Annotated in this window: 13 protein-coding genes; 6 read left to right on the top strand and 7 right to left on the bottom strand. The window is 46.4% G+C overall.

Annotated features, from left to right (window positions below):
* Positions 1-73: 73 nt before the first annotated feature.
* Positions 74-1,270: a mannose-6-phosphate isomerase, class I gene (gene manA / locus UNH61_RS13885; protein WP_326992545.1), complete on the bottom strand. Its 1,197-nt coding sequence runs from the start codon at positions 1,268-1,270 to the stop codon at positions 74-76.
* A gap of 128 nt (positions 1,271-1,398) precedes the next feature.
* On the opposite strand from manA, the gene UNH61_RS13880 reads away from it, so the two are divergent.
* Positions 1,399-1,749, top strand: coding sequence for a YraN family protein (locus UNH61_RS13880; RefSeq protein ID WP_326992544.1), 351 nt, complete (start codon positions 1,399-1,401; stop codon positions 1,747-1,749).
* A 486-nt stretch (positions 1,750-2,235) separates the two neighbouring features.
* On the opposite strand, the gene purB is transcribed toward UNH61_RS13880, so the two are convergent.
* Positions 2,236-3,573: an adenylosuccinate lyase gene (gene purB, locus UNH61_RS13875; RefSeq protein ID WP_326992543.1), complete on the bottom strand. Its 1,338-nt coding sequence runs from the start codon at positions 3,571-3,573 to the stop codon at positions 2,236-2,238.
* Positions 3,574-3,712: 139 nt separating this feature from the next.
* On the opposite strand from purB, the gene UNH61_RS13870 reads away from it, so the two are divergent.
* Both UNH61_RS13870 and UNH61_RS13865 read left to right on the top strand, forming a co-directional pair.
* Positions 3,713-4,465, top strand: coding sequence for a menaquinone biosynthesis protein (locus UNH61_RS13870; RefSeq protein ID WP_326992542.1), 753 nt, complete (start codon positions 3,713-3,715; stop codon positions 4,463-4,465).
* Between the two features lie 74 nt (positions 4,466-4,539).
* Positions 4,540-5,199: an NAD(P)-binding domain-containing protein gene (locus UNH61_RS13865; RefSeq protein ID WP_326992541.1), complete on the top strand. Its 660-nt coding sequence runs from the start codon at positions 4,540-4,542 to the stop codon at positions 5,197-5,199.
* 29 nt (positions 5,200-5,228) lie between these two features.
* Here the strand turns inward: UNH61_RS13865 and UNH61_RS13860 are convergent, their stop codons facing one another.
* Positions 5,229-6,860 (bottom strand): M1 family metallopeptidase, encoded by a 1,632-nt coding sequence (locus UNH61_RS13860; protein WP_326992540.1) that lies wholly within the window; start codon positions 6,858-6,860, stop codon positions 5,229-5,231.
* Positions 6,861-6,905: 45 nt separating this feature from the next.
* Here UNH61_RS13860 and UNH61_RS13855 point away from each other — a divergent pair, with 45 nt between their 5' ends.
* A complete protein-coding gene (locus UNH61_RS13855; RefSeq protein WP_326992539.1) occupies positions 6,906-8,549 on the top strand; it encodes an ABC transporter substrate-binding protein in 1,644 nt (547 codons plus the stop codon).
* A 107-nt stretch (positions 8,550-8,656) separates the two neighbouring features.
* Entirely contained in the window at positions 8,657-9,436 is a 780-nt protein-coding gene (locus UNH61_RS13850; RefSeq protein WP_326992538.1) for an acyl-CoA desaturase, read from the top strand.
* A gap of 72 nt (positions 9,437-9,508) precedes the next feature.
* Here the strand turns inward: UNH61_RS13850 and UNH61_RS13845 are convergent, their stop codons facing one another.
* From UNH61_RS13845 to UNH61_RS13830, 4 genes are read right to left on the bottom strand one after another with little or no spacing between them, the layout of a single operon-like run.
* Positions 9,509-10,117 (bottom strand): HAD family hydrolase, encoded by a 609-nt coding sequence (locus UNH61_RS13845; protein WP_326992537.1) that lies wholly within the window; start codon positions 10,115-10,117, stop codon positions 9,509-9,511.
* Entirely contained in the window at positions 10,114-10,845 is a 732-nt protein-coding gene (locus tag UNH61_RS13840; RefSeq protein ID WP_326992536.1) for an SDR family oxidoreductase, read from the bottom strand. Before UNH61_RS13840 ends, UNH61_RS13845 begins: the two co-directional genes overlap by 4 nt.
* A gap of 28 nt (positions 10,846-10,873) precedes the next feature.
* Complete coding sequence (locus UNH61_RS13835) at positions 10,874-12,205, bottom strand: FAD-binding oxidoreductase (protein WP_326992535.1); 1,332 nt, start codon at positions 12,203-12,205, stop codon at positions 10,874-10,876.
* A complete protein-coding gene (locus UNH61_RS13830) occupies positions 12,205-13,092 on the bottom strand; it encodes a decaprenyl-phosphate phosphoribosyltransferase (RefSeq protein WP_326992534.1) in 888 nt (295 codons plus the stop codon). Before UNH61_RS13830 ends, UNH61_RS13835 begins: the two co-directional genes overlap by 1 nt.
* A 108-nt stretch (positions 13,093-13,200) precedes the next feature.
* On the opposite strand from UNH61_RS13830, the gene UNH61_RS13825 reads away from it, so the two are divergent.
* Positions 13,201-14,832: a hypothetical protein gene (locus UNH61_RS13825; RefSeq protein ID WP_326992533.1), complete on the top strand. Its 1,632-nt coding sequence runs from the start codon at positions 13,201-13,203 to the stop codon at positions 14,830-14,832.
* Positions 14,833-15,047 lie beyond the last annotated feature (215 nt).

The following is a 15,047-nucleotide window of genomic DNA, read 5'->3' as shown; positions in this document are numbered from 1 at the left end:
GATAGTAGCGAATTCAATATTCGCGTTTACTATCTCCGCCGCATTTTCTTAATTCTTCTTTCTATATTCCTAATTAATTACTTGCCTTATATATTTCAACCTCTCCATCTGTACTTATCTCATAAGACGCGCCGTAAACAGTAAATACAGATTGTCCCTTGCGAAGATCCAATGTGGCGTCGCCTTTAATGGTGGCAGTTCCGCTGATGACAATCAATATCTCTGCAGCTTTAGCAGTGTGTTTATATACCTGACCGGCATGAAGATTTATTTTACTTACTTCAAAATCCGGAGCCGGAGTTTTGTAGATTCTTTCCAGACCATCACTGCTCAGATCACCTTTGAGCACAACAGGATGTACGCCTTCAAACCGGGTGTGTTTCAACAGCTCGGGTACATCCACATGTTTCGGAGTAAGCCCTCCACGTAGCACATTGTCGGAGTTAGCCATCAACTCTACATTCTGGCCTTCGAGGTAGGCGTGCGGAATGCCTGCATCCTGAAACACCGCTTCGCCTGGCTGCACTTTCATGATATTGAAGAAGTATATAGAGAAGATACCTCTATCGAGTTTTTCTTTGCTGCCAGGGTCGTTTAAAACTGCTCTTGCCGCCCAGAAACCCGGATCTGTTTTAGGAAGCTGATTGGCTTTATAAGCAGGGATCATACGGTCTGTAAGCGGGCGAAGGATAATATTTACCAGCGACTGTGGCATCTCCATCACGCTCTTATAAAGTCCATAGTATCCCTCTTTTTCGTATATACTTACCAGTGAGGTGAACTCAGGTACGGTAGTGAGCACCTGGCGTAACTGCTCATGCGGCAGGAAGCCATGCAACAGGTAAAACTCACTCAGCGCCACCATGATCTCCGGTTTGTGGTTATCATCTTTGTAGTTGCGATGTGGCGCATTCAATGGAATGCCTTCGGCGTTTTCCCTCGCAAAACCTTTCTCAGCTTCGGTTTTAGTGGGGTGCACCTGTATAGACAGCATATCCTTTACATCCAGTATCTTAAACAAAAAAGGCAATTCTTTAAAACGCTCCCACACTGCAGGGCCGGTAATATGTACCGGATCCTGCTGTATAAGCTGGTTCAATGCTACAGCACCTTCAGCAGTGGTAATGGTGGAAGGTGCGCTGGCATGAGCCCCCATCCAGTATTCAGCGCTGGGCTTGTCGCCAGGCGTTATTCCCAACAATTCGGGAATATACCTGTATCCGCCCCAGGCATAGTGTTGTACTTTCCCTTCCAGTCTAAATAAGTTCATATATAGTAATCTGTTTAACTTGTTAAATAACAGAGATTTAATAAATTTATATGCCTGCAAAAATAAGCGTTAAGCTGAACAATTTCAGACCTGTATATAATTGTTTGTAAAACCCGTACTGATATTTTATGGAAAACCATATAAGCCTTGGTAAACAAGGCGAAATAATTGCCAGGGCCTATGTTGCCCAATACTGCAAGATCCTGCATGTAAACTGGAAGTCAGGGAAACGGGAAATAGATATTATTGCCGAAAAAAACGGACACCTGTTTTTCATCGAAGTAAAAACCCGTAACACTAACCGCTTTGGCTGGCCGGAGGAAGCCGTAAACGGCCGTAAACAGGAACATATCCGTAGTGTAGCCACCGATTACCTGCATCATTTCAACCTGTCGCCCGCAACAATCCGATTCGATATCATCGCTATCACATTCCAGGAAAAAGAGTATGAACTGGTGCATTTCAGAGATGTCTTCTGAATGCTCTCTTAACTACTTATTAACAAAAAAATGCTTGTGATTATTCTATAATACTAGCTTATTTCATATATTTGTATTGCTTTTAAAACCTACCCCATAGCTGTTTTATACACCGGTATTCCGGTAGATTTCAAGCAATTTTGTCTTTATAAAATTATATCAATATCAACAATTGTATGGGCCTTCGCCCTGATGTTACCTAAACAATTTATCCCACAGACAATTGAAATTGCCGATACCACCAGCTGATAGCAGGAGTAGGAATTTGTATATAGATGATAAAAATTAATACATCAGCGTTTGTTAAACCAGCGCCTAAGGGCCGCAAAACGCATTAATCGCAGAATGAATTGCTTTCGGGAGTCAGGAGAGAATTAAGAATATAGAATGTGGAATTAAGAAAATGCAGCGAAGATAGCAGCGAATTTGGTATTCGCGTTTACTATCTCCGCTGCATTTTCTTAATTCCACATTCCACATTCTTAATTACCACAGCCCTGTATAGTTATGCGGCGTTATCGCCTTTAACTCTTTCTTCAGCGCAGCGCTGATACTCAGGCCGTCTACGAATTTATGTATGGTTTTCTGGGTAATCTGTTCGCCGCCACGGGTAAGCTCTTTCAACGCTTCATATGGTTGCGGATAGTTTTCCCTGCGCAGTACTGTCTGTATAGCTTCTGCTACAACCGCCCAGTTGTTATCCAGGTCCTGTTTCAGTTTGGCTTCATTGAGGATCAGTTTACCGAGGCCTTTCTGAATAGATTTAGTGGCGAGCAGGGTATGCCCGAATGGAACGCCCAGGTTACGCAACACGGTAGAATCAGTCAGATCGCGCTGCAGGCGTGATACCGGCAGCTTCGCACTCAAATGCTCAAACACGGCGTTAGCCAATCCCAGGTTGCCTTCTGCGTTTTCAAAATCAATCGGGTTTACTTTATGCGGCATGGCAGAAGACCCTACTTCGTTCTTTTTGATCTTCTGTTTGAAATAATCCATGGAGATATAGGTCCACACGTCGCGGCACAGATCCAGCAACACTGTATTAATACGCTTCAGCGCATCAAACTGGGCGGCTATATTATCGTAGTGCTCTATCTGTGTGGTGTATTTCATGCGCTGTAATCCCAGCGTATTATTGACGAATTTCTCACCGAACTTCTCCCAGTTGATTTTAGGAAACGCCACATGGTGCGCGTTGAAGTTACCGGTAGCACCTCCAAACTTAGCGGCAAACGGTACCTGGCTTAGAAGATTTACCTGTCCTTCCAGGCGCTCTACGAACACCAGTATTTCCTTTCCGAGGATAGTGGGGGATGCAGGCTGACCATGGGTGCGGGCCAGCATAGGCACCTTCATCCACGACTGCCCCAGCTTCTTCAGCTCAAGGATCAGGTTAGCCATGGCAGGCATGTATACGTGTTCAACCGCATCTTTCCACAGGAGCGGGGTGGCGGTGTTGTTCACGTCTTGTGAAGTCAGCCCGAAATGAACCCATTCCAGCTTGTCTTCCAGCCCGAGATTCTTCAGCTCGTTTTTCAGAAAATACTCCACTGCTTTTACATCGTGGTTGGTAATTTTCTCCGTGTCCTTGATCAGCTGCGCATTCTCTACGGAGAAGTCCTGGTAGATCTTACGAAGTGCTGCATGTTTTGCCTTGGGCAGTGTAAACAGCTTCTGTTCTGAGAGTGCAATAAAATATTCCACCTCTACCATCACACGGTAACGGATCAACGCAAATTCAGAAAAATAATGGGCCAGCTCTTCCAGTTGATTGCGATAGCGCCCGTCCAGCGGAGAAATGGCAGTTAATGGTTGTAGTTGCATAATGTTTATATTCCGTATTACAATTAACAGGTGATACCGGTAACAGGTTCGGTTTGCCTCCTGTTTCCAGAAGGGAATTATTCATTTGGAACTTGTTAACCGGGATTTAATTACTTTTGCAGCTTCAAAATTACTGAAATTGGAACGGAAAGTAAAAGTTGCGGCTGTAAGTTATTTGAATACGAAGCCTTTATTGTATGGATTCAGGAATCATCCGGTGATGGAGCTGATGGAATTATCGATGGACTATCCCTCAAAGATAGCCCAGCAGCTGATAGACGGGGAAGTGGATGTAGCGCTGGTACCAGTAGCGATCATCCCTAAGATGAAGGAATATCACATTATTGCAGACTATTGCATTGGCGCGGAAGGACCCGTAGCATCAGTTTGTTTGTTCAGCGATGTACCTTTAAACGAAATTAAACGCATTTATCTCGATTATCAGAGCCGTACCTCTGTGGCCCTCCTGAAGGTGCTGGTACGGGAATTCTGGAAACTGGATGTAGAATATGTGAATACCAGCGGGCCGTACCAGGATAAAATCAAAGGTACAGATGCCGGATTAGTGATTGGCGACAGAGCCCTCGAACAACGTAAGGTGTCTCCTTATATATATGACCTTTCAGAACACTGGATGCGCTTTACCAGCCTGCCTTTTGTAATGGCTGCCTGGATCAGCAACAAAAAGCTGCCCGACGAATTCACCCGTCAGTTCAATGATGCTACCGGCCTGGGAGTAAGGAATATCCCGGCGGTAGTGGCGGAGAACCCGTACAGCGTATATGATCTCACTACCTATTACGTGCATAATATCAGCTATCCGCTTACTCCCGCAAAACGTCAGGGTATGCAGAAATTCCTGGGATACCTGATGGCGGAACAAACTGTCTGACGCTGACAAAGAGAAAGGTTTTTTTAAGTATCTTCATGTTTCACACGATGATCTGCTTAATTTAATCTTCTCTTATGAAAATCGGTATCCTTGGTAGTGGACCCGTAGGATTAACCCTGGGTAAAGGGCTGATCCAGATAGGGCACCACGTTATGATTGGTACACGTAATCCATCCAGAGAATCGCTACAGCAATGGGTAAAGAAGCAGGGAAAACCAGCCAATGCCGGTACTTTCAGGCAGGCTGCTGAATTTGGGGAGTTATTGCTCATCTGTACCAGCTGGATAGGTACCAAGAAGGCTATCGAAGCCGCCGGTATTTGGAACTTCAAATCCAAAACCGTAGTGGATGTCACTAATCCGCTCGATGGAAAAGGCCCCGATGAATTCGGGCGCCTCACCTTCACGATCGGACATAACAATTCCGCCGGCGAACAAATCCAGGCCTGGCTGCCTCCCGACGCTAACGTTGTCAAGGCTCTCAGCTGTATCGGTCATGAAAAAATGCTCCTTCCCGAATTCAAAGAAGGCTTTCCTACCATGTTCATCGCCGGAAACAGTGGCGATGCCAAACAGGAAGTAATAGACCTCCTCCATCAAATTGGCTGGTACGACATCGCCGACATGGGCCGGATTGAAATGAGCCGCAGCATAGAACCCCTTTCCATTTTATGGGCAGCATACGGATTCCTGAATAACAGCAGCAAGCATGCATTTCGGCTGTTGAAGGAGTGAAGTAAAGAATTAAGAATTAAGAATTCTTCCTACTTCACTTCCCTCACTTTCACATAAAAATTCTTATCCACTTCAAACTTGCTAAGATCAGTCAGGGTTGTATTGGACGTACGCCACAGCGTACCGGGATATATCAGCTTATAACCTTCGTCACTCAGCTTTACTTTTATCGGCATATTGAAATCCTTTACATCGGAAACCCAGCGGTATTGCAGCTGCCGGCCCTTAAAGCGATATTCCAGTGTAGGGATGGTAGTATCACGCAGGTATTGGTCAAATACTTTGCTCAAATCCATACCTACAGCATTGCTGATATAATTTTCTATTTGTTTGGTGGTAACTGTCTGATGATAGAAGGTTTTATTAAGCCCTCTCAGCATACTGCGGAAAGCCTCATCGTTCTCCATGATCTGCCTGATGTTGTGGATCATGTTTGCTCCTTTGGGATACATATCGCCACTGCCTTCGGCATTTACACCATAAGGCGCGATGATAGGGATATCGTTTTTGATGATCTTTCTAAGGCCCTGCAGATATTCGTCGGCCGCTTTCCGGCCATACTGGCACTCTGTAAACAAGGTCTCGGAGTAGTTCGTAAAGGATTCATGAATCCACATATCTGCGATATCCTTAGCCGTAATGTTATTGCCAAACCATTCGTGGCCGCTTTCATGGATAATGATAAAATCCCATTTTAAGCCCCAGCCGCTACCAGACAGGTCGTTACCTTTGTAGCCCATCCGATAGTTATTACCATATGCCACCGCACTCTGGTGCTCCATTCCCAGGTAAGGCGCTTCTACCAGCTTGTAGCTGTCTTTGTAAAATGGATATTTGCCAAACCAATACTCGAAGCACTTCAGCATAGGTTTCACCACTTTGAAATGTTCGCGGGCTTTGTCTTCATTATAATCCAATACCCAGTAGCCCAGGTCCAGTTTCCCACCTTCGCCGGAATAGCTGTCTTTTATTTCTTTATAATAACCCACGTTTACGGCCACATCGTAGTTGTTGATAGGATTATCTACCTGCCAGATGAAGGTCCGCGTTCCATCCGGGTTCTCCTTTATTTTCTTCAGTCTGCCGTTAGACACGTCCGTCAGCTCCGCAGGTACAGTGACGCTGATCGTCATATCATCCGGCTCATCGCTTTGTGTGTCTTTATTCGGCCACCAGATACTGGCGCCCAGCCCCTGGCAGGCAGTGGCTATCCAGGGCCTGTCTTTCTCATCCCGCGCCCATACTACACCGCCATCCCAGGGCGCGTTCCTGGCGCGACGGGGCTTGCCGCTGTAAAAGACGGTCAGCTGCTTTGATTTGTCCTTCTGCTGGGGCGACTTCAACCTGATGAACCAGGCGTTTCCGTCGCGGGTAAATTCAAGCGCTTTTTTGTCCTGGATCACGCTATCGATCACCATCGGTACCTGCAGGTCGATCTGCAGCAGGGAATCAGGCTGCAGCACCTTATAGGTAATGGTATTAAAGCCGCTGAAGGTGCTGTCTTCCGGGTTAACTTTTACATGCAGGTCGTAAGTGGTTACATCCCACCAGGCCCGCTGCGGGGTAATACTGCCCCTCAGGGTATCGGCCCTGCTGAAATGTTGTGCTCCTGCTGTAAGGCTGGCCATAAGGCCCATACAAAGCATTGCTATGCCACGCATATTTATTCTTATATTTTAACCGGAAAGATATTAATTTACTGCCAAATGAAAAGTAGTTATTGCCAGTCGTTTATGTTAAAACTGCCCCTGTTGCTGCTTGCCATCGGCATCTTTTGCTCCTGCACCGGCCCCGAACGGCAACATGCACAGGTATTCAGGTACAATAGTACGAATAGTCTTGCTACCCTCGATCCGGCTTTCGCCAAAAGCCAGGAAGTGATATGGGCGGTAAAACAGCTCTATAACACGCTGGTAGAGCCGGACAGCAATCTCGAAATCCGCCCTTCGCTGGCAAAGCAATGGCATATTTCCGACGACCACCTGACCTATACCTTCGATCTGCGTACGGATGTGTACTTCCATAACAGCGATATCTTTCCCGGGGGCAAAGGGCGGCGCATGACCGCGCAGGACGTGGTATACAGCCTGCGGCGGATCATGGATCCGGCTACGGCTTCGCCGGGAGCGTGGATATTCAACGATAAACTGAGCATCGACAGCGGATTCCGGGCCCTTAATGATTCTACTTTCCAGCTGCATCTTTACAGGCCCTTTCACCCGGTAATGGGAATACTCAGTATGCAATACTGCTCCATTGTACCACATGAGGCTATTGAAAAATACGGGAAGGATTTCCGGAATCATCCCTGTGGCACAGGGCCTTTCAGGTTTTTCTACTGGGATGAAGGACAGGCACTGGTGCTTCACCGGAACCCCGGATATTTTGAAAAAGACAGCACCGGGCGCCGTTTACCTTACCTGGACGCCGTACAGGTGAGCTTCCTCGACAGCAAGGCAGCAGAGTTCCTGTTGTTCCGTCAGGGGCAGCTCGATTTTATGAACGACATCGACGCCTCATTTAAAGATGAAGTACTCACCAAACAAGGGCGTTTGCGCAAAGAGTGGGAGGGTAAGATCGTACTCGACAAGCACCCTTATCTGAATACAGAATACCTGGGTTTCCTGACTGACAGCAACAATACGTTGGTAAAATCATCTCCGCTGCGTTTAAAGAAAGTACGTCAGGCAGTAAACTACGGTTTCGACCGTACGAAAATGATGACCTATCTGCGTAATGGCATCGGCACGGCCGCCACAGCGGGTTTTGTGCCTGCTGGTCTGCCATCGTTCAGCACCACCAAAGTGAAAGGCTATACATTTGATCCGGCAAAAACGAGGCAGCTGCTGAAAGAAGCCGGCTTCCCGGAGGGCAAAGGAATGCCCGTGTTGCGGCTGCTCACCATCCCTATTTACGCCGACCTGGCAAATTATGTGGCCAACCAGCTCCAGGACGCCGGGATACGCATACAGGTAGAGGTAGTGCAGAAAAGCCTGCTGCTGGAACAGACCGCCAAATCACAGGCGCTGTTTTTCAGGGCCAGCTGGATCGCCGACTACCCGGATGCAGAGAGCTATCTTGCCATGTTTTACAGCAGGAACCCGGCGCCGCCTAACTACACGCGTTATAGCAACCCGGCCTTCGATAAGCTTTATGAACGGGCCCTGGAAGAAAGTAATGACAGCCTGCGCTATGCCATGTATCAGGATATGGATAATATGATCATGGAAGATGCCGCTGTAGTGCCACTCTTTTATGATGAGGCGATACACCTCGTACAACCCGGTATCAGTGGTTTCTCCGGCAATGGTATGAACCTTTTGGAGCTGCGATGGGCGAAGAAAAAGTGAATTTGATATTATTTTAACATTTCATTCACTAACAAGGTCTTTTTGATGACGAAATATCGGTGCGATTAATGTAACTTTGACGATTATTGTCAATTTAAAGTATCGAAATGACGGCGATCCTGATATTCTTTTGTGTGCATTGGTTCTTTTCACTGTTCTTCCACACATTTTATTTACACAGATACGCATCCCACCAGATGTATACTACCAGTAAGTTCTGGGAGCGTTTCTTTTATTTCTGCACATGGCTTTTCCAGGGCTCATCTTATCTGATTCCCCGGGCCTATGGTGTAATGCACCGCATGCACCATGAATATAGCGATACTGAGAAAGATCCGCATTCTCCGCATTTCTTTAAGGATGTATGGACCATGATGGTGCATACCCGTAAAATATACAACGGTTTCGTAACCGATACCAGTACAGTGGATCCGCAGTTTCTGCAGGAGCCTTTACCCAAGTGGGATGCAATGGATAAAATCGGCGACAACAACATTATCCGCTTGCTTTGGATAGCAGCTTATGTTACATTTTATGTGATATTTGTTCCGGCAGGTATGTGGTATCTGTATTTACTGTTACCTATCCACTTCCTGATGGGACCAGTACAGGGTGCTGTGGTTAACTGGTGTGGACATAAATACGGTTATCAGAACTTCGACAATGGCGACCATTCAAGAAATACTTCACCCTGGGGTATTGTGCTGTTGGGAGAATTGTTTCAGAATAACCACCACAAATTCAAAGACAGTCCGAACTTTGCCAAAAAATGGTATGAGCTGGATCCCAGCTATCAGGTAATGAAATTACTGAACTTCGTAGGGATTATTAAGCTGAAGCCAGCCATGATAACTCCGGCTCAGTTGAAGAAGGCTAAAGCAGCCTGATTAGCATAACATCGTACAATCAATCTGTTACAATAATAAAAATGCCTCGCCTTTATGGTGGGGCATTTTTAATTAGTTCATGTCCGGCGCTTGTCCACGGAATGGTTTGAAGAAAGCATGTTGTGCCAACGCCAGCATGGGCAGATCTCCCTTGCTATCGCCATAAGCATAGATTTCTTCGAAGTTTTCCAACCGGTATGCCTGCCGTATCCTGTTCACTTTCTCTTCGCCATTGCAATTGACGCCGTCTATTTTGCCGGTGATAAAACGATGTTTTACTTCGAGCCGGGTAGCAAGGCAAACGATATTATTGGCCCGGCACCAGGGGGCCACCCAATCTTGTGCGGAGGCGGATACCACCACCACATGATGTCCGTTTTGCTGGTGCCTGCGGATGGTTTCCAATGCCTGGGGGCGCAGCATATCCGGGAGTTTCTCGCGACAAAAACGCTCGCAGCCGGCGGTGAAATCAGCCACCGACATCCCTTCAAAGAAATACCCCAGCACGGTTTCTTTCAGTTGCTGAGCGGGCAGCAACCGCAGCTTAAATAACAGGAAAGAGGGGAGCAGCTGTACTATGCCGGCATACATAGACGCACCGCCTCTTTGGTAGCGAATAATTTCCCACAGGGTGTCTTTCTTAGTGATAGTACCATCAAAATCAAAAAAAGCAATAGTCACAGTGAAAGCTTTTTGAAAATACCCTCAGGTATGGATTTGATAATGAGCATTATATATTTCCATTGCCACTTCACATAAAGCACATTCTTTTTCTTTAGCATAGCCCGGAATACAGCGCTGGCCACTTCCTCCGGTTGCGCGGTCAGCAACGGCGGGAGGGAAAGGTGCTGCGTCATTCTTGTATTCACGAAGCCCGGCTGCACGCTCATCACGTGTACGCCACTACGAAAAAGTCTGTTTCTTAGTCCGCTTAGGTAAGCTGTAAAACCAGCTTTTGCACTTCCGTAAAGATAATTACTTTGTCGACCTCTTTCACCAGCTACTGAACTAATTCCTATAATTATTCCCTGCTTTCGTTTATCATAATCAGCTGCCACGATATTCAGAACAGACACAGCGCCGGTATAGTTGCTATTGATAATGGCAGCAGCCTCCTCCCAATGCTCCTGGCCTTTCTGCTGATCGCCAAGATAGCCGAATACACAAATGGTAATATCGGGGGGAGTGGGAAGACTGGCGTAAAAAGCGGCATGCGAGCTGAAATCCGTTGCATCAAAGGCATGTACGGTAGCAGATACGCCGTAGCGTACCTGCAGGTCTTTTTGCAGCGGCATAAGCGCTGATACCTGGCGGCCTGCCAGCTGGAGCTGGTATTTTTCTGACGCAAACTTTCTGGCCATGGCTATTGCCATGTCTGATCCTGCGCCTAATAGTAGTACAGTGGACATGTGAGGTGTTTGTAACTCCCGGTATTTTTTATTTAGTCAATAATAAGCGCTCGGATTGGAGGGATTCAAACCGGGCGTCTTTATTGTATTGTTTAACGATGTCGGCAAACCTGCCGGCATTCGGATAACTCTTCCAGAAAATATGCTGCTTCATCCGGGCGTCTTTGGAGAGGTACAAACGTCCTCCATATTGCAGCACAATTTCATCCAGTTCATCCAGGAATTCAAATAGCCCTTTCCGGATAGGGAAATCCAGCGCCAGGGTATAGCCTTCCATTGGGAATGAGATAAGGCTGTCCTGCTTACCGAAAACTTTCAGCACTGCCAGGAATGATCCCCAGCCCTTTTCACTGATCCTGCGGAGTATAGCGATCAACCCGTCTTTTTGTTCCAGCGAAACTACGAATTGATACTGCACAAATCCTTCCTTCCCGTAGCCACGGTTCCAGTGAAGAATGGCGTCCAGGGGATAGAAGAATGGTTCATAGGGAATAACCTTATGCATCTCCCTTTTATAGTTCTTTGCGTAGTATAGCCAGTTGAATGCTTTAACCGTAAAGGTATTCAGTATAAATGACGGCAGATTGAACGGCACGCTGAGTTTTCGTTTAGCCGGCAACGTAAGCGGCGCCTTTTTCTGATGTTCATCCAGTTCTTCCGGAGTGGCATGCTCACCTACAATGAGGATACTGCGACCGAATGATTCGCCCTTCTGGAGGCAATCGATCCACGCCATGGAATAGGTATAGTGCTTGTATTCATCGAACAGCCGGAGCACTTCCTCGAGGTTACGCGCCTTCAGCTGCGTTTGCCGGATATAGGCAGTGGATATCTTCTTCAGCCGGAACTTCACCCGGGTGATGACCCCGGTAAGGCCCATTCCGCCACAGGTGGCCCAGAACAGATCGGGGTGAAGAGTAGCCGAGCAGGTGATCTTCTCCCCGGAAGCTGTCAGTACATCCATATGCTCAATATGCCCGGAAAAGGCACCTTCCACATGATGGTTTTTGCCATGTACATCTGAAGCTACTGCACCACCTACCGTAATGTATTTGGTGCCTGGGGTTACCGGGAGAAACCATCCTTTAGGCACAATAATATCCAGGATCTGGTCGAGCGTTACACCCGCCTGCACATCAATGACACCTGCTGCGATGTCAAGATCCAGCATCTTGTCGTATTTCAGCATCGATATACTATGCCTGCCAAGAGAAGCATCGCCATAACAGCGCCCGTTTCCCCGGGCAATAATGTGTGTATGAGACATCACATACTGACGAAGCTGATCTTCCTGCGTAAAGGAATTCTCGTCACTTGCAACAACCGGGAAGTTTCCCCAGTTGGCCAACCGTTTTTGCATTATTCAAAAAATGTTTTATCTGTCGGTAAATAAATTAACACATAAAAACTCAGGATCCACAGGAGGATGGTTAATTGAATAAAACGGTCTTTATATAGGATTTTAGTGGGCGAACCTGTGTTGTTCTCCACATAGGTTATTTGCAAATATCGTAATAATCCGCCAATTACAAAAAGTGTTGTATAATACAACCGGTAGGTATGCATGCGGGCCTGTGTTTCCGGCGCGATGGTATACATCAGGTAGCAAACAATGATCACTGCCGATACGAGGGCCAGCATGATGTTCAGGAAATCGAGGTTATATCCCTTTGCCGCCTTACGCATTTCTTTTCCTGAAGCCAGTTTAATGAGTATATCATCTCTGCGTTTCGCAATCGCCATAAACAATGCCAGTAGGAATATCATGATCACCAGCCATTCCGAAATAGCTACGCCGGCGGCCACACCGCCGCATTTCACCCGCAGCACAAAGCCGGTGGCTATAATCATGATGTCCAGTATGGAAATGTTTTTCAGTCCGAAACAGTAGAGCAGGTTCAGCAGGAAATAAATGCCCAGTACAAACGCAAATTTCTCTCTTATCAGAAAAGCCGTGGCGAACCCCGCCAGCAGACAGATAACAAATAGCACAATGGCTACCTGTTTCGACACCGCCCCGGAAGCCAGGGGACGCTTACATTTCACCGGATGTTGCCTGTCGGCTTCTATATCCCGGAAGTCGTTGATGATATAGATGCTGCTGGCTACAAGACTAAAGGACAAAAACGCCACCGCCATACTGCTCAGTTTTGCGATATCGAAGATTTCTCCGGCAAAAAAAAGCGGGATAAAAAGGAAAGCATTCTTTAACCATTGGCCGGGTCTCAGCAGCGCGATATACTTCATGGGGATCTAAAGATGATGTTTAACGGTGCCAAATTACAATTAATTCTATACATTTGCTGCCACTCGTGTAACACAATCATTACTAAATTATAGCGAATCCCAATCTATATGCCGGTAAATACTACCAAAGGCCGCAGTCTGGCCGCCATCGAAATACTGATTATTGTTGCTCTTGCCCTGGTGCCTTTATTCGTGACATACCCTTATCGTGTAAATATTTTTCTTTCATGGGAAGGTGCATACAGGATTTCATCCGGACAAGTACCCTTTAAAGATTTCGGTTCGCCGCTGGGATATGGCTTCTGGATTGTACCGGCCATTTTCTTTAAGCTGTTTGGTCCCGCGCTGATTACGTTGGTGAAGGCACAGGCATTCATTAATATTATAGGTGGTTTGGCTTTCCGCTCTATTCTGCGTAGCCTGGATGTAACGCCAGGCGTGCGGATGCTGTCGGTGTTAGTATTTGTACTCTCATATTCCTTCTTCAACTTCTGGCCCTGGTATAACCAAACGGTGATTGTATACGAGCTGGTGGGTATCGCTTTCCTGCTGAAATCATTTTTTTCAGATAGCCGTGTACGTAAGTACGCCTGGATGGCTGCGTCTGCACTTTTCATCTTCCTGTCTGTTTTTACAAAACAGGATGGAGGTGGTATGGCGCTGATGCTTTGCCTGGCCTTTACTGCCTACAATTGCTGGCAAACCCGGCGCTGGCTGGATCTCCTGGCTTTCATAGGTCTGTTTTTTATCATTGCTGTGATATTCATTGTGCCACTGATGCCAGGATTTGCGTATTGGTTCAATCATGGTCAGCCGCCGCATAGCTCACGGTTAGCCATAAACGATTTTACAGATGAAATACTGGGCAGTTCAAACTGGATTAAAGGATACGTGGTGCTGGTGATACTCTGCATGGCCACTCAGATCAAACAATGGGGGGCCTGGTTGCAGAACCGCAGGCAGGTGCTGTTCGTAATGCTGACACTGGGCATTTTGGGAGAGGCTGCTATTTTCCAGGTAACCAGTTATACACCGCCCGATAACAACATCTTCTTCCACAGTTTTGCATTTGCATTCATTGCCAGTAGCTTGTGTGCATCTCTTCAAATTAAAACAGAACAATTCAGTACCCTGCTGGGAGGCACTTTGCTGATCCTTTTCTGGTGGTCGGGCACCTGGTGGAAATATGTAGGCAGGTTTGCAGACCGGTTGTTCCCTGCGCAGGAAATGGCAGCTACGCAAAGCGGGGAGCGTGAGAATGTGGTAAACCGGCGCAACTATATGCTCAACCTCGACACTACAGATGTGCCTATGTCGTCGTGGGTATTTTCCGACCTGAAACCTTTCCGCAAAATATACATGCCCGAATCTACTGTAAAAGGAATGGAACGCATCATGGCTTTGCCGGTGGTAAAAGAGAAGAAGGGAGATATCAAAGTACTGAATATGACAGAGCTGACACCGCTTGCAGCAGCGATGCCCTATAAAGAAGAAACCGGGCCCGATTACCCTTTGTGGTATCACTTCGGTGTGGGCATGTTTAACCGCCAGCTGACTACCTTCAAATCGAAAGTAAAGGACCATCATTATGACCTGGTATTGTATGAGTATGTCCCAACCCTGAATAACTTTTTCCCGTTTGCTTTAAGAAAAGATCTGGAAGAAAATTATCATAAGATCGATAGTTTCCTGGCTCCCAGAAGACCCACAAATGGTATTATAGAAGTATATGTTAAGTAAATAATGTATTTGTAGGCAGATAGCTGGTAAATTGGGAGAGCTGATGAAAAGATCAATGGTAAAATTGTATCAGAATTACTTTGGAAACAGCTTTTTTGACGCTCTTTTTATGGTGGTAATAAATTGATTTACATCTTCCTATATTAATATTATTAAAGTATTTCCTTAATAAGGTAATTGGCCCTGAAAGGTAGCAGAAATTATTAACCAGTAAA

It is taken from the genome of Chitinophaga sp. 180180018-3 (genome assembly GCF_037893185.1).
GTDB lineage: Bacteria > Bacteroidota > Bacteroidia > Chitinophagales > Chitinophagaceae > Chitinophaga.
The sequence above is the reverse complement of the archived record's forward strand: the minus strand, read 5'-3'. Positions and strand labels throughout refer to the sequence as shown.

Coding starts and splice junctions, on each gene's coding strand:
- UNH61_RS13835 (WP_326992535.1), bottom strand. CDS start 12,205: ATGCAAAAACGGTTGGCCAACTGGGGAAACTTCCCGGTTGTTGCAAGT.
- UNH61_RS13855 (WP_326992539.1), top strand. CDS start 6,906: ATGAAAAGTAGTTATTGCCAGTCGTTTATGTTAAAACTGCCCCTGTTG.
- UNH61_RS13830 (WP_326992534.1), bottom strand. CDS start 13,092: ATGAAGTATATCGCGCTGCTGAGACCCGGCCAATGGTTAAAGAATGCT.
- UNH61_RS13850 (WP_326992538.1), top strand. CDS start 8,657: ATGACGGCGATCCTGATATTCTTTTGTGTGCATTGGTTCTTTTCACTG.
- UNH61_RS13880 (WP_326992544.1), top strand. CDS start 1,399: ATGGAAAACCATATAAGCCTTGGTAAACAAGGCGAAATAATTGCCAGG.
- UNH61_RS13860 (WP_326992540.1), bottom strand. CDS start 6,860: ATGCGTGGCATAGCAATGCTTTGTATGGGCCTTATGGCCAGCCTTACA.
- UNH61_RS13825 (WP_326992533.1), top strand. CDS start 13,201: ATGCCGGTAAATACTACCAAAGGCCGCAGTCTGGCCGCCATCGAAATA.
- UNH61_RS13865 (WP_326992541.1), top strand. CDS start 4,540: ATGAAAATCGGTATCCTTGGTAGTGGACCCGTAGGATTAACCCTGGGT.
- manA (WP_326992545.1), bottom strand. CDS start 1,270: ATGAACTTATTTAGACTGGAAGGGAAAGTACAACACTATGCCTGGGGC.
- UNH61_RS13840 (WP_326992536.1), bottom strand. CDS start 10,845: ATGTCCACTGTACTACTATTAGGCGCAGGATCAGACATGGCAATAGCC.
- purB (WP_326992543.1), bottom strand. CDS start 3,573: ATGCAACTACAACCATTAACTGCCATTTCTCCGCTGGACGGGCGCTAT.